The organism is Glutamicibacter sp. NPDC087583 (assembly GCF_044743685.1).
Taxonomy (GTDB): Bacteria; Actinomycetota; Actinomycetes; order Actinomycetales; family Micrococcaceae; genus Glutamicibacter.
This window is the reverse complement of sequence record NZ_JBIUWY010000002.1, coordinates 436,246-456,466: the sequence shown is the minus strand read 5'-3', so window position 1 is coordinate 456,466 and position 20,221 is coordinate 436,246. Positions and strand designations below refer to the sequence as shown.

Sequence of the window (20,221 nt, the reverse complement as noted above, 5' to 3'; positions counted from 1 at the left end):
CCGCAGGGCAGCACGTTTCTGCCCGCGACGACACACGAATCGGCATTCGGGTGCTCCTGCTCACATAATGGTGGAAGGCGCCGCGACGCAGCCATGGCGCCGGAGAGGCAGGATATGGACGTCCGGCAATTGAGGTATTTCCTGGCGGTCGCCGACCACGAGGGGTTCAGCCGCGCCGCCGAGCACCTGCTCATCGCGCAGCCTTCGCTGTCGCAGACGATCAAGAGCCTCGAGCAGGAGATCGGCTTGCCGCTGTTCCACCGGGTTGGCCGCCGGGTTGTGCTCAGCGAAGCGGGCAAGGAGCTGCTGGGCCCGGCCCGGCTGGTAGTCCGGGACCTGGACGCTGCGCGCTCGGCGATGGCGGAGCTCAAGGGGGTCCACCGCGGCCGGCTGGAGATGGCGGCCATGCCGTCACCGGCCATCGAGCCGCTGACCACCCTGATCTCCCGGTACACCCAGCAGCATCCGCAAATTTCCGTCAGTACTGCCGCCGCCTTCACCGTTGACGAGGTGGTCAGCTCGGTGCGCTCCGGGAGCAGCGAGATCGGCCTGCTCGGCGCGGAGCAGCCGATTGCCGCCCTCGGGGTGGACGTAGTGCAACTGGAGCGCCAGCCGCTGGTGCTGATCATCAATCCGCTGGCAGATCACTTCGGGCCGGGCGAAACGCTTCAGGGCTGCGACCTCGGCGGCGAGAGCATCATCATCTCGCAGCGCGGCTCGCTCATGCGCTCAGTGGTGGACGACCTGGTAGCCCGCGGCGTGGACCTGCGCATCGTCGCCGAAGTTGCCCACCGCACCTCGATTCTCCCGCTGGTGCTCGCCGGAGTCGGGCATGCCATCCTGCCGATTTCCTGGGCACCGCTGGCGCGCCGTTCCGGGCTGCGGGTGGCCCTGCTGGAGCCGGTCACGCAGCTGCATGTGGCGATCATCAGCCGGCAGGAGAACCTGACTCCCGCGGCCCAGTCCTTCCTCCGGCTCGCCCAGGAGTATTCAGAAACCCAATCTGGCCAGCAACTATAGGGTAACCCTATTCGGCGTATGCATATTCGGTCTTAGACGCGATGCCTAGGTCCCGGTCTAATTGATACCAAGTTCGCACGTGATGCGGACCACTTAGACCAAGGAGGAAACCATGGGCCAGACCCGAGTATTCAAGATCGCTTCCATTCCCGCAGACGGTGTCGGAAAGGAAGTGGTCGCCGCCGGCCGCACGGTGCTGGAAGCCGTTGCCTCGCAATCCAACGGCAAGTTCGCCTTCGACTGGACCGAGTTCGACTGGGGCTGCGAGTATTACGCCAAGCACGGGGTCATGATGGCACCAGACGGCTTGGAAACGCTGAAAGACTTCGACTCGATCTACTTCGGCGCGGTCGGCTGGGAGAACGTTCCAGACCATGTCAGCCTCTGGGGCTTGCGCCTGAACATTACGCAGAACTTCGACCAGTGGGCCAATATCCGCCCGGTCAAATTCCTTCCCGGGGTCACTTCGCCGCTGCGCAAGGCCGATGACACCGAGCTGGACTGGATCGTCGTGCGCGAGAACAGCGAAGGCGAATATGCCGGGCTGGGCGGACGCAACCTTTCGGGGCGCGGGCCGGGCAATGAGATCGCGCTGCAGACGGCGCTGTTCAGCGAGAAGGGCTGCGAGCGGATCATCCGCTTCGCTTTCGAGCTGGCCCGCACCCGCACGGTGAAGAAGGTCTCCTCGGTCACCAAGTCCAATGCGCAGCAGTACGGCATGGTGCTGTGGGACGAGACCTTCGAGCGCGTAGCGCAGGAATTCCCGGATGTGCGCACCGAAAGCGTGCTGGTTGACGCGATGAGCGCCAAGTTCATCCTCAATCCCGAGGACCTGTCCGTGGTTGTCGCCTCGAACCTGAACGCCGACATCCTCTCGGATCTGGGCTCCGCCCTGGCCGGCAGCCTGGGGCTGGCCGCCAGCGCCAACCTGAACCCCGAACGCCGCTTCCCGTCCATGTTCGAGCCGGTGCACGGTACGGCCCCGGACATCGCCGGGCAGGGGATCTGCAATCCGATCGGCGCGATCGCCAGCGCCGCGCTGATGCTGGAGCACTTCGGGCTGGAAGCCGAAGCCCGCCAGGTCGAGGGGGCTATCGAAGCAGCCACCGCGGCCGGACAGCTGACCCGCGACATCGGCGGAACTGCGGATACCGAGACCGTCACCGACGCCATCGTGGCAGCACTTAGCAGCACCCTGGCCGCTGTCTAGGTCCAACGCGCGCCCCATCCGGGGCGCGCCACCAGGCCGCGAATATTGCATCGCGGCTCCCTGAATTTTTCCAAGCCCCGCTCCCGCGCACGCTGAGATCCACGGAGCAAGGCTTATTCCAACACTGAGGTAGGAATCATGGGCAAGACCATGCAGAGCGAAAGCATCCAGCCTGCTCGCCGGCCACTGTACCGGCAGCTGTACTTCTGGGTCCTGATCGCCATTGTCGCCGGCATTATCCTTGGCTGGCTGGCACCGGAAACCGGCCAGTCCATGCAACCGATCGGCACCACATTCGTGGAAGCGATGAAGATGCTGATCGGACCGATCGTCTTCCTGACCATCGTCGGGGGCATCGCCAGCGTCGCCGACCTGAAAAAGGTCGGAGCCACCGGGCTCAAGGCGCTGGGCTACTTCCAGATCGGCACGATCTGCGCCATGCTGCTGGGACTGGTAGCGATCAACATCTTCCGCCTGGGCGATGGCGTGAACGCGGACGCCAGCAAGCTCGAAACCACCGGCCAGGCCGCGGAACTCATCGACAAGGGCGAGAACCAGCAATGGTGGGAGTTCCTGACCCACATCATTCCCGGCTCAGTGGCATCGCCATTCGTCGAAGGCGACATCCTGCAGATCATCTTCATGGCGGTGGTGTTCGGCATCGCGATCAATGCCGTGGGCAAGATCGGCGGCCCGGTGCTGGATCTGGTGCAGCGGCTGACTACGGTGATCTTCAAGGTGCTGAATTTCATCATGAAGGCGGCACCGCTGGGCGCTTTCGGCGCCATGGCCTTCGCCGTGGGCAAATACGGGGTGGAAACGCTTTCCAGCCTGGGCTGGTTGATCCTGCTGTTCTACGGCACCTCGATCATCTTCGTGGTCTTCTTCCTCGGTGGAATCATGGCGTTCCTGGGGCTGAACATCTTCAAGATGCTCAAGCACTTTCGCGAGGAGCTGCTGCTGATCCTGGGCACGTCCACGGCGGAGCCGGCGCTCCCCGGGCTGATGAAGAAGCTCGAGCATGCTGGGGTGAAGAAGGAGACCGTGGGGCTGGTGGTGCCGACCGGATACAGCTTCAACCTCGATGGCGCTGCCATCTACCTCTCGCTGGCGGCCGTGTACATCGCCCAGGCCACGAATACCGACCTGACTGTGGGCCAGCAGATCGGCATGCTTGCCGTCATGCTGCTGACCTCGAAGGGTGCGGCGGGTGTTGCCGGAGGCGGATTCATCGCACTGACCGCAACCTTGAGCACCTTGGGAACCATCCCGGCGGCCGGCATCATGCTGATCTTCGGCATTGACAAGTTCATGTCCGAATGCCGCGCCCTGGTGAACTTCTGCGGCAATGCCGTCGCCACCTTGTTCATCGCCTGGTGGGACAAGTCCCTTGACATCGAACGAGTACGCAAGGTGTTCAACGGCGAAGAAGTCCCCGCGCAGCAGGGGTCGCAAGATTCCCCGGAGGACAAGCAAGCGAACGTGGCTGCGGAAGACGACGGCACGCAGGACAACCCGGTCGATGCCTCGGCGGCTGAGCTCAGCGGCGTAGCGCGCTAGCACCCAAGGGCACAGCAGGTCCCCGCGAAAGTTCTGGCGGGGACCTGCTGCGTTGGCGGGCTACTTCGCGCGCACGTTCGCTTCGATCTTCGCTCCGGTGTCCGCGTCGATGTTCTTCCAGTACTCGATCGCGTTGGACAGCACCGGTTCGATGACCCCGTCCAGCGCCCCGGTGACGGTGTCCACCAGTTCGGCGCGCTGGGCATCATCCATCACCTCGCGGACCAGGATGCCGGGTTGTACGAAGTCTCCGTCGTCCTTGCGCAGCGTGTAGGCCTCGCGGACCAGTTCGCCGTCGGACTCGAAGGAATTCTCCGCCGGTCCGGTTTCATCGCTCCATGAATCCCCGAAGGAGTTCGGCGCGTAGACGCTGCGATCCCTGGTGTGATCGTAGGTCATGCTCCCCTCGAAGTTGTACGAGTGGACCGGGCACTTGGGCTTGTTCACCGGCAGCTGCTGGAAGTTGGTGCCGATGCGGTAGCGCTGCGCATCCGCGTACGCGAAATTGCGTCCCAGCAGCATCTTGTCAGGACTCATCCCCATGCCCGGGACCATGTTCCCGGGGGAGAATGCGGCCTGCTCGATTTGCGCGAAGAAGTTCTCCGGGTTCCGGTTTAGCGTCATGGTGCCGACCTTGATGCGCGGATAGTCCTTCTTGGACCAGACCTTGGTCAGGTCGAAGGGGTTGAACCGGTAGGTCTTGGCTTCCTCGTAGCCCATGATCTGCACGTACAGGTCCCACTGGGGAAAATTTCCGGCCTTGATGGCATCGAACAGGTCGCGACGGTGCAAGTCGGCGTCGGATCCGGCCAGTGCCTCGGCCTGCGCCCCGCGCATGGTCTCGAACTTCTCGGACTGCTTGTTCAGGAAATGGTACTTGACCCAAAATTTCTCTCCGGCAGCATTGACCCACATGTAGGTGTGCGAGCCGTAGCCGTTCATTTCGCGCCAGGTCTTGGGCAGGCCGCGCTGGCCCATGATGTAGGTGACCTGGTGGGCGGATTCCGGATTCTGCGTCCAGAAGTCCCACTGCATGGTTCCATCGCGCAGCCCCGAATCGGGCAGCCGCTTCTGGGAGCGGATGAAGTGCGGGAACTTCATCGGGTCGCGCACGAAGAACACCGGCGTGTTGTTCCCGACCAGATCGAAATTGCCTTCGGAAGTGTAGAACTTCATCGAGAAGCCGCGCACATCGCGCCAGGTGTCGGGAGAGCCGAGCTCGCCGGCAACGGTGGAGAAACGCATCAGCGTTTCGGTTTTCACGCCAGGCTGGAACAGGGCCGCCTTGGTGTACCGGGATACGTCCTCGGTGGTTTCGAATTCGCCGAAGGCTCCGGAGCCCTTGGCATGCGGGCGGCGCTCGGGAACATTCATCCGGTTGAAATGCTGCAGGGTCTCGACCAGATGATGATCGTGCAGCACGATGGGGCCGTTGGCGCCCACCGTCAGCGAGTTGCGGTCGCTGGCTGCCGGGATTCCTGCTTGGGTTGTCGAGGTGGGTTCTTCACTGGCCATGTTTGCTCCTCAGCTCTGTGGTGCATTGGGAAAAGGGCGAGTACTGCCCATCATGCCACGCGAGGCGGAGGAGTTGAAGGGATGCAAAAAGGCCCGAACCATCAATGGTTCGGGCCTCTTGGCGCGTCCTTAGACGGTGCGCGCCAGAATTGCCTGCTTGACCTCGGCGATAGCCTTGGTCACCTGGATGCCGCGTGGGCATGCTTCGGTGCAGTTGAAGGTGGTGCGGCAGCGCCACACGCCTTCCTTGTCGTTCAGGATCTCCAAGCGCATGTCGCCTGCATCATCGCGCGAGTCGAAGATGAAGCGGTGGGCGTTGACGATCGCGGCCGGGCCGAAGTACTGGCCATCGGTCCAGAACACCGGGCAGGAGCTGGTGCAAGCAGCACACAGGATGCACTTGGTGGTGTCGTCGAAGATCTCGCGATCCTCAGCGGACTGGTAGCGTTCCTTGGTTGGCTCGTGGCCCTTGGAGATCAGGAATGGCATGATCTCGCGGTAGGACTGGAAGAACGGTTCCATGTCGACGATGAGGTCCTTTTCAAGAGGCAGGCCCTTGATGGCTTCAACGGTGATCGGCTTGGAGGTGTCCAGGTCCTTGAGCAGGGTCTTGCAAGCCAGGCGGTTGCGGCCGTTGATGCGCATGGCATCGGAACCGCACACGCCGTGGGCGCAGGAGCGGCGGAACGACAGCGAGCCGTCCTGCTCCCACTTGACCTTGTGCAGGGCGTCCAGCACACGGTCGGTGCCGTACATGGTCAGCTTGAAGTCTTCCCAGTAAGCATCCGCGGTGGCCTCTGGGAGGTAACGACGAACGCGCAGGGTGATGTCGAAGCTAGGGATTTCTCCGCCGCCGCCAACGCCTGGCTTCAGCTCGATCTTTGACGGTGGTTCTGGCAGTTCGGTGCTCATTAGTACTTACGCTCCATTGGCTGGTAACGGGTAAAGACCACAGGCTTGGTCTCCATGCGGATGCCCTTGATGTCCTCGGTGACAGCGTCTGCGTCACGGTAGGACATCGAGTGCTTCATGAAGTTCTCATCGTCGCGGTCTGGGAAGTCCTCGCGGTAGTGGCCGCCGCGGGATTCCTTGCGGTGCAATGCAGCAACGGTGATGACCTCGGCCAAGTCGAGCAGGAAGCCCAGCTCGATGGCTTCGAGCAGATCCAAGTTGAAGCGCTTGCCCTTGTCCTGGATGCTGATGTTCTTGTAGCGCAGGCGCAGATCCTCGATCACGTCGCGCGCTTCCTTCAGCGAACGCTCGTCGCGGAATACCTGGACGTTGGCGTCCATGGTCTCCTGCAGGATCGAGCGCAGGTCCGAGACGCGCTCGGTGCCGTTGCCGGTCAGCACGCCGTCGATCTGCGCGGTGACGAATGCTTCCGGGTTCTCCGGCAACTCGACGAAGTCGGCGGTCTTGGAGTACTCGGCAGCGGCAACGCCGGCGCGCTTGCCGAACACGTTGATGTCCAGCAGCGAGTTGGTGCCCAGGCGGTTCGAGCCGTGGACCGATACGCAAGCAACCTCGCCGGCAGCGAACAGGCCAGGAATGACGGTGTCATTGTCCTGCAGCACTTCGGTGTTGATGTTGGTTGGAACGCCACCCATTGCGTAGTGCGCAGTGGGGTAGACAGGCACCGGATCGGTGAATGGCTCGACACCCAGGTAGGTGCGGGCGAACTCGGTGATGTCCGGCAGCTTGGATTCGATGTGCTCTGGTTCCAAGTGGGTCAGATCCAGCAGCACGTAGTCCTTGTTCGGGCCGCAACCGCGGCCTTCGCGGACTTCGTTGGCCATCGCGCGGGCCACGATGTCACGTGGTGCGAGGTCCTTGATGGTCGGCGCATAGCGTTCCATGAAGCGCTCGCCATCCGAGTTGCGCAGGATCGCGCCTTCGCCACGTGCACCCTCGGTGAGCAGGATGCCCAGTCCGGCAAGGCCCGTTGGGTGGAACTGGAAGAACTCCATGTCCTCCAGCGGCAGGCCCGAGCGGAAGGCGATGCCCATGCCGTCACCGGTCAGGGTGTGCGCGTTGGAGGTGGTCTTGAAGACCTTGCCGGCGCCGCCCGAAGCGAAGATGACCGACTTGGCCTGGAAGACGTGCAGTTCGCCGGTAGCCAGGTCGTAGGAGACGACGCCGGCAACGCGCTTCTGCTTGTAGGCGGTGCCGTCCTCGCGGTAGGCGTCCTCTTCGACCATCAGCAGGTCGAGCACGTAGTACTCGTTGTAGAACTCGACGTTGTGCTTGACGCAGTTTTGGTACAGGGTCTGCAGGATCATGTGGCCCGTGCGGTCAGCTGCGTAGCATGCGCGTCGCACGGCGGCTTTGCCGTGGTCGCGGGTGTGGCCGCCGAAGCGGCGCTGGTCGATCTTGCCCTCTGGGGTTCGGTTGAATGGGAGGCCCATCTTCTCCAGGTCCAGCACGGCGTCGATGGCTTCCTTGGCCATGACCTCGGCTGCGTCCTGGTCAACCAGGTAGTCGCCACCCTTGATGGTGTCGAACGTGTGCCACTCCCAGTTGTCTTCCTCGACGTTGGCAAGTGCTGCGCACATGCCGCCCTGGGCCGCACCGGTGTGCGAGCGGGTTGGGTAAAGCTTGGTTAGCACTGCGGTGCGTGCGCGCTGACCGGATTCGATCGCTGCACGCATGCCTGCACCACCGGCACCGACGATAACAACGTCGTACTTATGTACCTGCATTCTTGATGCTCTCTTTTCTAAAAATCTGTGTGGCTATTGGCTGGAACTAGGGGAGTTCCAATTAGCACTGCGGCAGCTGGCTGCCGGCGACGCATGGATCGAAGGTGAAGATCACCAGGGAACCAAGCACGATGATGAAGATCGTGGCGACGTACAGGATGCCCTTGAGCCATGCACGGGTAGCGTGCTTCTCTGCGTAGTCGTTGATGATGGTGCGCACGCCGTTGGTGCCGTGCAGCATGGCCAGCCACAGCATGGCCAGATCCCAGAACTGCCACAGCGGCGAGGCCCACTTGCCGGCCACGAAGCCGAAGCTGATGCCGGAGATGCCTTCGCCGACCATCAGGTTGGAGATCAGGTGGCCGAAGATCAGGACGATCAGCACGACGCCGGAGAGGCGCATGAACAGCCATGCCAGCATTTCGAAGCTTCCGCGGGACTTTGGTCCGCGCTTGTACTTTGGATCAATGCGCTGGCTGCGAGGAGCAGGAATAGAAACGCTCATGGCTTAGTGGCTCCCAAATGCGATCGACAGGTGACGGATGGCGAAGCCCGCAAAGACGATGACCCAGAGGATCAATACGCCCCAGAGCAACTGGCGCTGGTACTTGGTACCCTGCTTCCAGAAGTCGACCAGGATCAAGCGCAGACCGTTGAATGCGTGGAAGAGGATTGCTGCAACCAGACCGGTTTCACCAAGTGCCATCCACGGGGTCTGGTAGGTGCTAATGATTGCGTCGTAGGCGCCGGCATCGACACGGACCATGGCCGTATCGAGCACGTGCACCAGCAGATAAAGAAAAATAACGACACCGGTGACTCGGTGTCCCACCCAGGACCACATGCCTTCATGGCCGCGGTATAGGGTGCCTGACGAAGTCTTCGACACTGAACTAAACCTCCAAGGCTCGCAACGGCGCATGTGTATATTGCACACAATGAGATTTGACGCACTTGTGCGAGCGTTCCTTGTGCGAGTCTAAACCACTTGGCTAGCTCCAATCTATTTCGTGTCTCGTTCCTGTGAGCATGTTCACCGAAAAGGGGTAATTATGCGCTAAAAGGCCGAAATCCCGCCCGTAATACCTCATGCGATGTTTTCGTATTTAATCTGTTGCACAGGTTTCAATGGACAGGATTATCCACCGAATGAATTAGTCTGGAAGGCGTGAATGCAGACCTATTAGCCCGATTCCACGGCGTGATCCCCGCCGGCGGCGTCGGCACCCGATTGTGGCCCCTCTCCAGGGCTTCCGCTCCGAAGTTTTTGCACGATCTGACCGGATCCGGATCCACGCTGATCCGCGCCACCTATGACCGCCTGGTCCCGCTGGCCGGCGAACGGATCATGGTGGTCACCGGGCGTGCGCACCGCGGAGCCGTAGTGTCCCAGCTGCCCGAGCTGTGCGACGAGGACCTGGTGCTCGAGCCGGAGCCGCGCGACTCGGCCGCCGCCATCGGCCTGGCCGCCGCGATCCTGTACCGCCGCGACCCGAGCATCATCATGGGCTCCTTCGCCGCGGACCAGGTCATCGAGCCGGTTGAGGTGTTCCAGGCCGCGCTGAGCGAAGCGATCCACACCGCTGCGACCGGCAAGATCGTGACCATCGGCATCCACCCGACGCACCCTTCCACCGGTTTCGGCTACATCCAGACCGGCGAACCGCTCCAGGTGCCCAATGCGCCGTCGGCGCGCGGCGTGGTGCAGTTCGTGGAGAAGCCCGATGAGGACACCGCCCGCAAGTACCTGGCCTCGGGCGGGTTCCTGTGGAATGCCGGCATGTTCGTCGCGCCGGTGAGCCTGATGCTCAAGCATCTGGAAGCCAATGAGCCGGCGCTGTACGCGGGCCTGATGAAGATCGCCGATGCCTGGGAAACCGATCAGCGCGAAACCGTGATGCGCGAAGTCTGGGCCGATCTGCCGAAGATCGCCATTGACTATGCGGTGGCCGAGCCGGCCGCCGCGGCCGGCGACGTCGCGGTGATCCCGGGCGTTTTCAACTGGGACGACGTGGGCGACTTCGCCGCGATCGGCCGCTTGAACAAGGCCAGTGCCGAGGAGGGCATCATCAACCTGGGCGGCGAGTCGGTGCGCGTGTATGCCGACAGCGCTACCGGCGTGGTCTATTCGGACCGCCCGCGCGTGGTGGCCCTGGTCGGGATCGAGGATGTGGTCGTGGTGGATACCGCCGACGCGTTGCTGGTGACCACCAAGGAGCATGCGCAGAAGGTCAAGCAGACGGTGGAGGCCTTGAAGGCCGACGGTGCTACCGAGGTGCTCTAGCACAGCAGGATTGCGAACGGGGCGAGCTGGCCGGCAATAGGTCGGCGCGCCCTGTTTCCCTTGCCTGATGTTGCGCAATGCGCCCGAACATTACGGAAAACTGTCATTTTCTGCACCGTGCCGAGTATCTTCAAAAGGTGTCCACCGTGAATGAAAATGGCAATCCGGCTTCCGTCAGCGACTTCACCGAGCCGCTGATCGACCAGCTGATCGGCTTCCGCAGGGAACTGCATCGCAACCCGGAGCTGTCCTTTGCTGAGCACCAAACCACCGAGCGGATTCTCGAGACCCTGCGCGCTGCCGGGCTGGCGCCGCAGAAAATGGCCGACACCGGCGCCTTCGTGGACATTGGCGAAGGGCCCATCCGCATCGCTTTCCGTGCCGACATCGACGCGCTGCCGGTGGTGGAGGAAACCAACCTGGAGTTCGCCTCGATGACCCAGGGCGTGGCGCACGCCTGCGGCCACGACATCCACACCACCGTGATGATCGGCGTGGCCTTGGCCCTGGGCAGGATCCATGCCGCCGGCAAGCTCGATGGCTGCGTGCGGGTGATCTTCCAGCCCGCCGAGGAGAAGCTTCCCGGCGGGGCGCTGTCGGTGATCGAACAGGGCTTGCTCGATGGCGTGCCGCGGGTGCTCGCGCTGCATTGCGACCCGCGGATCGACGCCGGGCATATCGGCACCCGCATCGGTGCGATCACCTCGGCCAGCGACACCATCCGCATCGAGGTCAACGGCCGGGGCGGGCACACCTCGCGCCCGCACCTGACCGAAGACATCGTTTTCGCGATGAGCCAGATCGCCACCCAGGTCCCGGCCGTGCTCGGACGCAAGGTCGATGTGCGCTCGGCCGTCTCGGTGGTCTGGGGCCAGATCCATGCCGGCAGCGTGCCGAACGCGATCCCCGCCACCGGATACCTGGCCGGCACCATGCGCTGCCTGGACGGCGATGTCTGGTACGAGGCCGGTGAGCTGCTGGACCAGGCCGTGCGCCAGATCGCCGCTCCCTACGGAGTGGAGATCAAGCTGCAGCACACCCGTGGAGTGCCACCGGTGGTCAACGCTCCGGCGGAGACCGCATTGATCGAGGACGCCGCGCGCCGCGAGTTCGGAGCCGAGGCCATCGAGCTGACTCCGCAGTCCATGGGCGGGGAGGACTTCGCGTGGATGACGCAGAAGGTTTCCGGTGCGATGCTGCGGCTGGGAACCCGCACCCCGGGCGGCAAAACCTATGACCTGCACCGCGGGGACTATATCCCGGACGAATCGTGCATTGGCGTGGGGGTTCGCATCATGGCGGCCGCCGCCATGCAGGCTGTGCGCGAGGCTAACGCCAAATAGGGCGTTGGCCACATCAAACCCGAAAGTTTTTAACATTTCTTTGACGCTTTAACAATTCGGTCAGTGACTTGGGCGTTGGCGTTAAGCGCTTGCCGTTTTGCGGCCCGTAAGTTATCTGTTTGTAATCTTTATCGTCTTTACCTGTGACATATCTCCGATAGGCTATGGAAACGATGGGAATGCTATGACTTTTGGTGTGCTCGAGTAAGGCCTAGGCAATGAAGCCTTGCACGAGGGTCAGGTGTCTTGCCTCCCGCATTATCTCGCAAGATTCTTTGGAGGAACAGATGCGCTTCGTATCGCGCAAGACCGGTATGGCTGCAGCCATGCTCGGCATCTCGGCATTAGCTTTGAGCGCCTGCGGCGCTGCACCGGAAGAGACCAGCTCGGCTGGCCAGTTCCCGGACTACGTTGGCTGCATTGTGTCCGACTCCGGTGGATTCGACGACCAGTCCTTCAACGAATCTTCCTTCCGCGGCTTGAAGAACGCCGAGAAGGACCTGGGCATCCAGACCAAGGATGCAGAATCCAAGTCGAACGCCGACTTCGCGACCAACCTCAACGGCATGGTCAACGCAGGCTGCGACCTGACCGTCACCATCGGCTTCCTGCTGGGCGACGCAACCGCTGAGGCTGCCGCGGCCAACCCGGACAAGAACTTCGCCATCGTCGACTTCCAGTACGAGAAGCCGATCGAAAACGTCAAGCCGATCATCTACGACACGGCCCAGGCTGCCTACCTGGCAGGCTACGCAGCAGCTGCCGCTTCGAAGACCGGCACCGTTGCCACCTTCGGCGGCATCAAGATCCCTACCGTCACCATCTTCATGGACGGCTTCGCTGACGGCGTGGCCAAGTTCAACGAAGACAAGGGCAAGGACGTCAAGCTGCTGGGCTGGGACAAGAAGAAGCAGGACGGCACCTTCTCCGGCGACTTCGAGAAGCAGGATAAGGGCAAGCAGATCACCAAGAACTTCATCGCTTCCGGCGCTGACGTTGTCATGCCTGTCGCCGGCCCAGTGGGCAAGGGCGCTGGCGCTGCAGTGGTCGAGGCCAACGACGGCGGCAAGGAAGCCAAGCTCGTGTGGGTCGACTCCGACGGCTTCCTGACCGCTCCCGACTACAAGGACGTCATGCTGACCTCGGTCGTGAAGACCATGGACACCGCAGTCGAAGATGTCATCCGCACCGACGCCGAGGGCAAGTTCGACTCGACCCCGTACGTGGGCACCTTGGAGAACGAGGGCGTTGCACTGGCACCGTTCCACAACTTCGATGAGGAAATCGGCGAAGACACCAAGAAGGAGATCGATGCCCTGAAGCAGCAGATCATCTCCGGTGAGCTGGAGATCGAATCGGCTTCCAGCCCCAAGTAGGTCTAGGCAAACCAGCCATGGAGCGCGTCACCGCTCGCCGCAATACAGCGGTGGGCAGGTGACGCGCTTTATGCCTGCCTAAGGGCCAAAACAACCTGCAAGCAAGAACCTCGCTAAACGAACAATGAAGATGGTGGAATCGTGAAACTCGAACTACGAGGAATCTCGAAAGCCTTCGGTTCTTTCTACGCCAACAAAGATATCGACCTGACGGTCGATGACGCCCAGATTCACTGTCTGCTCGGCGAAAACGGTGCTGGAAAGTCCACGCTTATGAACGTGCTCTACGGGCTGTACCAGCCGACCGAGGGCCAAATTTTGCTGGACGGGAAGCCCGTCGAGTTCTCCGGACCGGGCGACGCCATGGCCTCGGGCATCGGCATGGTGCACCAGCACTTCATGCTGGTCCCGGTCTTCACCGTGGCAGAGAATATTGCCCTCGGCGCAGAAACCACCAAGGCTGGCGGCGTGCTTGACCTGCAGGTCACCCGCAAGAAGATCCGCGAGATCTCCGACCGCTACGGCTTCGACGTGGACCCGGACGCGGTCGTCGAAGACCTGCCCGTTGGCGTGCAGCAGCGTGTCGAGATCATCAAGGCCCTGGTGCGCGAGGCCAAGATCCTGATCCTCGATGAGCCGACCGCGGTGCTGACCCCGCAGGAAACCGACGAGCTGCTGGACATCATGCGCCAGCTCAAGGCCAACGGCACCTCCATCGTCTTCATCTCGCACAAGCTGCGCGAAGTGCGTGCCGTTTCCGATGTGATCACCGTGATCCGCCGCGGCCAGGTCATCGATTCGGTCTCCCCGGAATCCTCCACCACCGAGCTGGCCAACCTCATGGTCGGCCGCGCCGTGGAACTGAACCTGAACAAGGCCGCAGCCACTCCCGGGCAGGCGGTACTGCAGGTCAAGGACCTGACGGTCGTCGACCCGGCGGGCACCACCACGCTGGACTCGGTCACCTTGGATATCCATGCAGGCGAGATCCTGGCGATCGCCGGCGTGCAGGGCAACGGCCAGACCGAACTGACCGAAGCGATCCTGGGCACCCAGCCGGTGACGGGCGGCTCGGTCAAGCTCGCCGGCCAAGAGCTGGTTGGCAAGTCGGTCAAGCAGATCCTGCGCTCGGGCCTCGGCTTCGTTCCCGAAGACCGGTCGGTGCACGGCCTGGTCACCCAGTTCTCCATCGAGGAGAACCTGGTGCTGGACCTCTACGACCGCCCGCCCTTCGGCAAGGGCATCTCGATGAACCTGGAGGCGATCAAGAAGAACGCCGCGCAGCAGATCCAGGGCTTCGACGTGCGTACCGATAATCCGCTGAACCCTGCCTCCAGCCTCTCGGGCGGCAACCAGCAGAAGGTCGTCATGGCCCGCGAGCTGAGCCGCGATTTGAAGCTGTTCATCGCTTCGCAGCCGACCCGCGGCGTGGATGTGGGCTCCATCGAGTTCCTGCACCGCCGCATCGTGGCCGAACGCGACAAGGGCACCCCGGTGATGATCGTTTCCACCGAGCTCGACGAGGTCATGGAATTGGCCGACCGCATCGCCGTGCTCTACAAGGGCAGGATCAACGGCATCGTGCCGGGCGACACCTCCCGCGAGGTGCTGGGCCTGATGATGGCCGGTGTTTCGCAGGAAGAAGCCCTGGCCCAGGCCGAATTCGCGAAGGCGGAGAACGAGCCGGTTGAAGCACAGCCAGCTAGCGAGCATGACAACCAGGAAGGAGAAGCGCAGTGAGCGAGAAAGCACCTGTGGTTCCCGGCTCCGGCAAGCCGGGCAATGACCTCTTGCGCCAAATCACCCAGGGACCAGGCCTGGTCTCGGTCCTCGGCGTCATCGTCGCACTGGTCATTGGCGGCCTGCTGATTGCGGTCACCGATGAGAAGGTGGGCGAAACGGCCGGCTACCTCTTCGCCCAGCCTTCGGCCTTCTTCGGCGAATTCTGGCGTGCGGCCACTGAAAGCTATGTGGCGCTGTTCAACGGCTCGATCTACAACTCCTCGCAGGGGTTCAAGCCGTTCCTGGAGACCCTGACCGTCTCCACCCCGCTGATCTGCGCCGGCTTGGGCGTGGCCGTGGCATTCCGCGCCGGCCTGTTCAACATCGGTGCCCAGGGCCAGATCATCATCGGCTCGGTGCTGGCCGCCTACATCGGCTTCGCCTGGCACCTGCCCATCGGCCTGCACCTGCTGCTGGTGATCGTCTTCGGCCTGCTCGGCGGCGCGATCTGGGGCGGCCTGGTCGGCCTGCTCAAGGCCAAGACCGGCGCCCACGAAGTGATCCTCACGATCATGTTCAACTACGTGGCCGTGTACCTGATCGACTTCCTGATGAACACCCAGGCCTTCCGCCGTCCCGGCGAGACCAACCCGATCTCGCCGATCCTGGACAGCTCGGCCATCTTCCCGGCGATCCCCGGTTCGCGTTTGCACCTGGGCTTCGTGATGGCGGTGCTGCTGGTGCTGGCCGTGTCCTGGATGTTCAAGCGCTCCACCGTGGGCTTCGAATTCCGCGCCGTGGGCCACAACCCGGAAGCCGCGCAGACCGCCGGCATCAACGTGGCCCGCACCACCATCATTGCGATGGCGCTGGCTGGCGCCTTGGCCGGTGCCGCAGGCGTGGCACAGGTGGCAGGCACCGAAAAGGTGCTCACCGGCGGCATCGCCGGCTCGCTGGGCTTCGACGCGATCACCGTGGCGTTGCTGGGCCGCTCCACCCCGTGGGGCACCTTCTTCGCCGGCCTGCTCTTCGGCGCGTTCCAGGCCGGTGCGGTGAACATGCAGATCACCACCGGCACCCCGATCGACATCGTTTCGGTGGTGCAGTCGCTGATCGTGCTGTTCATCGCCGCCCCGCCGCTGGTCAAGGCCATCTTCGGCATGAACCGCAAGAAGAAGCGCAGCTCCAAGCTCGAACCTACTAAGGCAGGTGCCAAGTGACCTCTTCCACCTTGCAGCCGGCAATCAACGTCCTGCCGAGCAAGAAGACCCCGATCATCCTCTCGGTGATCGCAGTGATCGTCTTCTTCAGCTTCGGCCTGCTGGGCAACGACCAAGCCGCCCACTTCACGCTGAACAGCGCCGGCGACGCCTTCGAGCTGCCCGAACTGGTCTTCCCGGGCCGCATCACCAACATCGTGTTCGGCGTGCTGCTGCTGGCCATTGCCGCCTACGCGTGGATGCAGCGCAAGCAGGGCAGGATCCTGGCCACCTGGATGGTCGCCATCGCGGCGGTCCTGTTCGTGCTGGGCTTCCTGATCTGGGTGGTTTCCGGCGCCAACATCAACAGCATTTCGCTGGCCAGCCTGCTGGCCGGTGGCGTGGTGCTGGCCGTGCCGCTGGTCTTCGGTTCGCTTTCGGGCGTGCTGTGCGAGCGTGCCGGCGTGGTCAACATCGCCATCGAGGGCCAGCTGCTGGGCGGTGCTTTCACCGCGGCACTGGTCGCCTCGCTGACCCAGAGCGCCTTCGCGGGCCTGGTTGCCGCCGGCCTGGCCGGCGCCATGGTCTCGCTGGTCCTGGCGGTCTTCTCCATCAAGTACGTGGTCAACCAGATCATCGTCGGCGTGGTCCTGAACGTGCTGGTTTCGGGCATCACCGGCTTCCTGTTCACCACCGTGATGCAGGAGGACCCGGAGCGCTTCAACTCGCCAGCGCACCTGCCGGTCATTGAAATCCCGCTGCTCTCCTCGATCCCGGTCATCGGCCCGATCCTGTTCAAGCAGTCGGTGATCGGCTACCTGATGTACCTGGCCGTCTTCCTGGTCTGGTTCGGCCTGTTCAAGACCAAGTGGGGCCTGCGCGTGCGCGCCGTGGGCGAGCATCCGAAGGCAGCCGATACCCTGGGCATCAAGGTCAACGCGATCCGCTTCTGGAATGTCACCCTCGGCGGCATCGTGGCCGGCATCGGCGGTTCCTTCTTCACCCTGGTGGCCATCGACTCCTTCACCAAGGAAATCTCCGGCGGCCGCGGCTTCATCGCGCTGGCCGCAGTCATCTTCGGCCGGTGGAACCCGATCGGCGCTTTCCTGGCCGCCCTGCTCTTCGGCTTCGCCGATAACTTGCAGGTGATCCTGACGATCATCGGCACCCCGGTACCAAGCCAGTTCATGGCCATGATGCCTTACCTGGTGACCATCTTCGCGGTGGCCGGATTGGTGGGGCGTTCGCGCGGACCGGCAGCTGCGGGCGAACCCTACGTGAAGGAATAGCGATTTCCCATGAATAGCAACAACGCGCCGTGGCCGCAGCTCGAAGCTGCGGCTGCGGCCGCGCTGTCCCAGGCCTACGCGCCCTACTCCGAGTTCCGGGTGGGTGCCGCGGCACTGACCAGCGACGGCCGCCTGATTTCCGGGTGCAACATCGAGAACGCCGCCTACGGGGTCACCCTGTGCGCTGAATGCGCCATGGTGGGTCAGCTCTTCGCCACCGGCGGGGGCACCATGGAATACTTCCTGTGCTTCGGCCAGCTGCGCGAGGGCGAGCTCGAACTGATCACCCCGTGCGGCCGGTGCCGCCAGCTGCTCTTCGAGCACCGCGGGGCGCAGCTGCTGATCAAGACAGCCCGCGGCATCGTGGGAATCGACGACCTCTTGCCTGACGCGTTCGGGCCGCAGAATCTCAACTTCTAGCGCCGGAGCACACCGGCCAACAGCAGAATGGAAGGTGCCTGATATGGCTACCGAGCAATTCAGTGCCGTCGAAGTCATCCGCGCCAAGCGCGATGGCGGCGAACTGAGCAACGAGATGATCGACTGGACCATCGATGCCTACACCCGCGGGGCCATCGCCGAAGAGCAGATGTCCGCGCTGAATATGGCCATCTACTTCCAGGGCATGAACCGCAACGAGATCTCGCGCTGGACCACCGCGATGATCAACTCCGGGGAACGCATGGACTTCTCTGCCCTCACCGACCCGTCGGGCAAGAAGCTGGCCACCACCGACAAGCACTCCACCGGCGGCGTGGGGGACAAGATCACCTTGCCGCTGGCTCCGCTGGTCGCCAGCTTCGGCGTGGCCGTCCCGCAGCTCTCGGGCCGCGGGCTGGGCCACACCGGCGGCACCCTGGACAAGCTCGAAGCCATTCCCGGCTGGAAGGCGGACCTGTCCAACGAAGCGCTGTTCTCCCAGCTGTCCAACGTCGGCGCGGTCATCTGCGCCGCCGGCACCGGACTGGCTCCGGCGGACAAGAAGCTCTACGCCCTGCGCGATGTCACCGCCACCGTGGAAGCCATCCCGCTGATCGCGTCCTCGATCATGAGCAAGAAGATCGCCGAAGGCACCGGCACCCTGGTGCTGGATGTGAAGGTCGGCTCCGGCGCGTTCATGAAGGACGAGGCCATGGCCCGCGAACTGGCCGAGACGATGGTGAACCTGGGCACCGATGCGTCGGTGAACACCGTGGCGCTGCTGACCAACATGGAAACCCCGCTGGGCCTGACCGCCGGCAACGCCATCGAGGTCGAGGAATCCGTTGAGGTCCTGGCCGGCGGCGGACCAGAGGACGTCGTGGAGCTGACCGTGGCCCTGGCCACCGAGATGCTTGCCGGGGCAGGCATCAAGGATGCGGATGTCCCCGGTGCGCTGAAGAACGGCAAGGCCATGGACATCTGGCGCAAGATGATCGCGGCCCAGGGCGGCGATCCGGATGCCAAGCTGCCGGTAGCCAAGGAATCGCACACCGTGGTGGCGCCCGCCGAGGGCGTGCTGATCAAGCTCGACGCCATGGACATCGGCCTGGCCGCGTGGACCCTGGGCGCAGGACGTGCCCGCAAGGAAGACAGCGTCCAGGCCGGCGCCGGCGTGCGCATGCACGTGAAGCCAGGTGCCTTGGTTCGCCGTGGCGAGCCGATTGCCACCTTGCTGACCGACACCCCGGCCAAGATGGAGCGTGCCATCGAGCTGGTCCAGCGCGCCATCATGATCGGTTCGGCCGATGACCGTCCGGACACCCGCCTGATCCTGGACCGCATCGCCGCCAAGTAGCCGAATCCGGATGGGCGCTCAAGGAGCCGGGAAACACGTTGCCGTGTTTCCCGGCTCTTTCGCTTGCCGGCGACCGATCCGCTGGGAATCTGCGCCCCGCTCCAGAAATATCGGGAGCCTGGTCGCCCTGCGAGTGCTCTTCCCCGGCCTCGCTGCCTGCAGCAGCTGGGCTTTTCTTTCCGGAGGGCCGTGCAGGTCCGTTCGTCTTCGAAGTTGCGGTAGCAATGGCCTGGCATCCTGGTGGTTCCCAGGCCAGCTGCCGCAGTAGAAGTTCCCAGAAAGTTCCCGGGAACAATAACGGCGTAGTCAAACGTTAGTCAGTTAACTCCTACCTGGGCAGCAGATGGGAATTGTCCACAACGCAACGTAAGCAGGATGCGCGCAGGTGAGTTCTCGAGCGAAAATGGAGAGACATTCAGCGCATGGAGCGCCTTGGGAAAGTAGATGTAGGCACGCATGGAATTAGTCAATGAGGCAATCACGCAGGCCGCCAGCGCATGGTGGATCCTGCCGTTATTGTTTCTGTTCTGCATGATCGATGCGATTTTCCCCCTCGTCCCGAGTGAATCATTTTTGGTTTCACTGGCCGCGGTCGGCGTCCACACCGGTGTTCCCAACCTTGTCCTGATCGGCTTGCTCGGTGCCGGCGGTGCCTTGCTCGGCGACCAGATCACGTACGCCATCGGACGCAAGATCGGATCCAGGGGCTTCAAGTGGATGCGCGGGCAACGCGCGCAGCGGGTGCTGAACTATGCCGAGAAGAAACTTGAAACCTCGGGCGCTCTGCTGATTTTCACGGCCCGATACATCCCGATTGGCCGAGTGGCCGTGAACCTGACCGCGGGCGCCACCGGATTCAGCCGCAAGCGCTTCACCCTCTTCGACACCATCGGCGTGCTGACCTGGGCCGCCTACTCCGTCAGCATCGGTGCGCTGGCCGGCAACTGGATGCACGACAACAAGCTGCTGGGCATTGCAGTTTCCATTGTCATCGCCGTAGTGCTCGGATTCGTCATCGACCGGATCGTCAGCTGGGTGCTGGATCGCCTGCATCGGCGCGCGGCGAAGCGCGAAGGGCACCCGGTGCAACCAGCCAGGCAGACCGTCCCGCCAACCCCTGACGAGGGTTAACCTCCCGTATTGATCAGGGTCACATAGTGGCTCGCAGATCTTTACCCGTTGGAGCTGTCAGTTCCACGAAAATGCGACTAGGCTCAGTGGTGTGAC

General features: G+C 63.1%; 17 protein-coding genes. 12 read left to right on the top strand and 5 right to left on the bottom strand.

Features of this window, described 5'->3' with window-relative positions:
* The first annotated feature begins 93 nt into the window (after nucleotides 1-93).
* The 3 genes from ACIOU9_RS08270 to dctA all read left to right on the top strand — a co-directional run bounded on the left by ACIOU9_RS08270 (nucleotide 94) and on the right by dctA (nucleotide 3,790).
* Nucleotides 94-1,020 carry a LysR family transcriptional regulator gene (locus ACIOU9_RS08270; RefSeq protein ID WP_402696502.1) on the top strand — a complete coding sequence of 309 codons (927 nt, stop codon included), beginning with the start codon at nucleotides 94-96 and terminating at the stop codon, nucleotides 1,018-1,020.
* Nucleotides 1,021-1,132: 112 nt separating this feature from the next.
* On the top strand, nucleotides 1,133-2,230 hold the full coding sequence (locus ACIOU9_RS08265; protein WP_402696500.1) for a tartrate dehydrogenase: 1,098 nt from the start codon (nucleotides 1,133-1,135) through the stop codon (nucleotides 2,228-2,230).
* 138 nt (nucleotides 2,231-2,368) lie between these two features.
* On the top strand, nucleotides 2,369-3,790 hold the full coding sequence (gene dctA / locus ACIOU9_RS08260) for a C4-dicarboxylate transporter DctA (RefSeq protein ID WP_402696499.1): 1,422 nt from the start codon (nucleotides 2,369-2,371) through the stop codon (nucleotides 3,788-3,790).
* A gap of 60 nt (nucleotides 3,791-3,850) precedes the next feature.
* On the opposite strand, the gene ACIOU9_RS08255 is transcribed toward dctA, so the two are convergent.
* From ACIOU9_RS08255 to sdhC, 5 genes are all read right to left on the bottom strand, one after another.
* On the bottom strand, nucleotides 3,851-5,305 hold the full coding sequence (locus ACIOU9_RS08255) for a catalase (RefSeq protein WP_402696498.1): 1,455 nt from the start codon (nucleotides 5,303-5,305) through the stop codon (nucleotides 3,851-3,853).
* Nucleotides 5,306-5,434: 129 nt separating this feature from the next.
* Complete coding sequence (locus ACIOU9_RS08250) at nucleotides 5,435-6,217, bottom strand: succinate dehydrogenase iron-sulfur subunit (RefSeq protein WP_402696496.1); 783 nt, start codon at nucleotides 6,215-6,217, stop codon at nucleotides 5,435-5,437.
* On the bottom strand, nucleotides 6,217-8,004 hold the full coding sequence (gene sdhA, locus ACIOU9_RS08245; RefSeq protein ID WP_402696494.1) for a succinate dehydrogenase flavoprotein subunit: 1,788 nt from the start codon (nucleotides 8,002-8,004) through the stop codon (nucleotides 6,217-6,219). The genes ACIOU9_RS08250 and sdhA overlap by 1 nt, the downstream gene beginning before the upstream one ends.
* 61 nt (nucleotides 8,005-8,065) lie before the next feature.
* Nucleotides 8,066-8,509, bottom strand: a complete 444-nt coding sequence (locus ACIOU9_RS08240) for a succinate dehydrogenase hydrophobic membrane anchor subunit (RefSeq protein ID WP_105661695.1) — start codon at nucleotides 8,507-8,509, stop codon at nucleotides 8,066-8,068.
* 3 nt (nucleotides 8,510-8,512) lie between these two features.
* The gene (gene sdhC, locus ACIOU9_RS08235; protein WP_388025151.1) at nucleotides 8,513-8,926 is read right to left on the bottom strand and encodes a succinate dehydrogenase, cytochrome b556 subunit; all 414 of its coding nucleotides are present in this window, start codon (nucleotides 8,924-8,926) and stop codon (nucleotides 8,513-8,515) included.
* Nucleotides 8,927-9,172: 246 nt separating this feature from the next.
* Between sdhC and ACIOU9_RS08230 the strand changes: the two genes are divergently transcribed.
* From ACIOU9_RS08230 to ACIOU9_RS08190, 9 genes are all read left to right on the top strand, one after another.
* Nucleotides 9,173-10,288, top strand: a complete 1,116-nt coding sequence (locus tag ACIOU9_RS08230; protein WP_105661696.1) for a mannose-1-phosphate guanylyltransferase — start codon at nucleotides 9,173-9,175, stop codon at nucleotides 10,286-10,288.
* 146 nt (nucleotides 10,289-10,434) lie between these two features.
* Nucleotides 10,435-11,631, top strand: coding sequence for an amidohydrolase (locus ACIOU9_RS08225; RefSeq protein ID WP_400342533.1), 1,197 nt, complete (start codon nucleotides 10,435-10,437; stop codon nucleotides 11,629-11,631).
* Nucleotides 11,632-11,918: 287 nt separating this feature from the next.
* Nucleotides 11,919-13,007, top strand: coding sequence for a BMP family protein (locus ACIOU9_RS08220; protein ID WP_105657428.1), 1,089 nt, complete (start codon nucleotides 11,919-11,921; stop codon nucleotides 13,005-13,007).
* Between the two features lie 141 nt (nucleotides 13,008-13,148).
* Nucleotides 13,149-14,747, top strand: a complete 1,599-nt coding sequence (locus ACIOU9_RS08215; protein ID WP_105657429.1) for an ABC transporter ATP-binding protein — start codon at nucleotides 13,149-13,151, stop codon at nucleotides 14,745-14,747.
* A complete protein-coding gene (locus ACIOU9_RS08210) occupies nucleotides 14,744-15,949 on the top strand; it encodes an ABC transporter permease (protein ID WP_332489200.1) in 1,206 nt (401 codons plus the stop codon). Before ACIOU9_RS08215 ends, ACIOU9_RS08210 begins: the two co-directional genes overlap by 4 nt.
* On the top strand, nucleotides 15,946-17,217 hold the full coding sequence (locus ACIOU9_RS08205; RefSeq protein WP_105657431.1) for an ABC transporter permease: 1,272 nt from the start codon (nucleotides 15,946-15,948) through the stop codon (nucleotides 17,215-17,217). The genes ACIOU9_RS08210 and ACIOU9_RS08205 overlap by 4 nt, the downstream gene beginning before the upstream one ends.
* 9 nt (nucleotides 17,218-17,226) lie before the next feature.
* Nucleotides 17,227-17,637: a cytidine deaminase gene (locus ACIOU9_RS08200; protein ID WP_105657432.1), complete on the top strand. Its 411-nt coding sequence runs from the start codon at nucleotides 17,227-17,229 to the stop codon at nucleotides 17,635-17,637.
* A gap of 43 nt (nucleotides 17,638-17,680) precedes the next feature.
* Complete coding sequence (locus tag ACIOU9_RS08195; RefSeq protein ID WP_105657433.1) at nucleotides 17,681-18,994, top strand: thymidine phosphorylase; 1,314 nt, start codon at nucleotides 17,681-17,683, stop codon at nucleotides 18,992-18,994.
* 456 nt (nucleotides 18,995-19,450) lie between these two features.
* Nucleotides 19,451-20,125 carry a DedA family protein gene (locus ACIOU9_RS08190; protein ID WP_402696493.1) on the top strand — a complete coding sequence of 225 codons (675 nt, stop codon included), beginning with the start codon at nucleotides 19,451-19,453 and terminating at the stop codon, nucleotides 20,123-20,125.
* Nucleotides 20,126-20,221: the final 96 nt, after the last annotated feature.

What these genes read in the sequence shown, in the direction of transcription:
- ACIOU9_RS08265 (WP_402696500.1), top strand. Translation starts at nt 1,133, where the DNA reads ATGGGCCAGACCCGAGTATTCAAGATCGCTTCCATTCCCGCAGACGGT.
- ACIOU9_RS08190 (WP_402696493.1), top strand. Translation starts at nt 19,451, where the DNA reads ATGGAATTAGTCAATGAGGCAATCACGCAGGCCGCCAGCGCATGGTGG.
- ACIOU9_RS08195 (WP_105657433.1), top strand. Translation starts at nt 17,681, where the DNA reads ATGGCTACCGAGCAATTCAGTGCCGTCGAAGTCATCCGCGCCAAGCGC.
- ACIOU9_RS08270 (WP_402696502.1), top strand. Translation starts at nt 94, where the DNA reads ATGGCGCCGGAGAGGCAGGATATGGACGTCCGGCAATTGAGGTATTTC.
- ACIOU9_RS08200 (WP_105657432.1), top strand. Translation starts at nt 17,227, where the DNA reads ATGAATAGCAACAACGCGCCGTGGCCGCAGCTCGAAGCTGCGGCTGCG.
- sdhA (WP_402696494.1), bottom strand. Translation starts at nt 8,004, where the DNA reads ATGCAGGTACATAAGTACGACGTTGTTATCGTCGGTGCCGGTGGTGCA.
- ACIOU9_RS08255 (WP_402696498.1), bottom strand. Translation starts at nt 5,305, where the DNA reads ATGGCCAGTGAAGAACCCACCTCGACAACCCAAGCAGGAATCCCGGCA.
- ACIOU9_RS08240 (WP_105661695.1), bottom strand. Translation starts at nt 8,509, where the DNA reads ATGAGCGTTTCTATTCCTGCTCCTCGCAGCCAGCGCATTGATCCAAAG.
- ACIOU9_RS08250 (WP_402696496.1), bottom strand. Translation starts at nt 6,217, where the DNA reads ATGAGCACCGAACTGCCAGAACCACCGTCAAAGATCGAGCTGAAGCCA.
- dctA (WP_402696499.1), top strand. Translation starts at nt 2,369, where the DNA reads ATGGGCAAGACCATGCAGAGCGAAAGCATCCAGCCTGCTCGCCGGCCA.
- ACIOU9_RS08220 (WP_105657428.1), top strand. Translation starts at nt 11,919, where the DNA reads ATGCGCTTCGTATCGCGCAAGACCGGTATGGCTGCAGCCATGCTCGGC.
- sdhC (WP_388025151.1), bottom strand. Translation starts at nt 8,926, where the DNA reads ATGCGCCGTTGCGAGCCTTGGAGGTTTAGTTCAGTGTCGAAGACTTCG.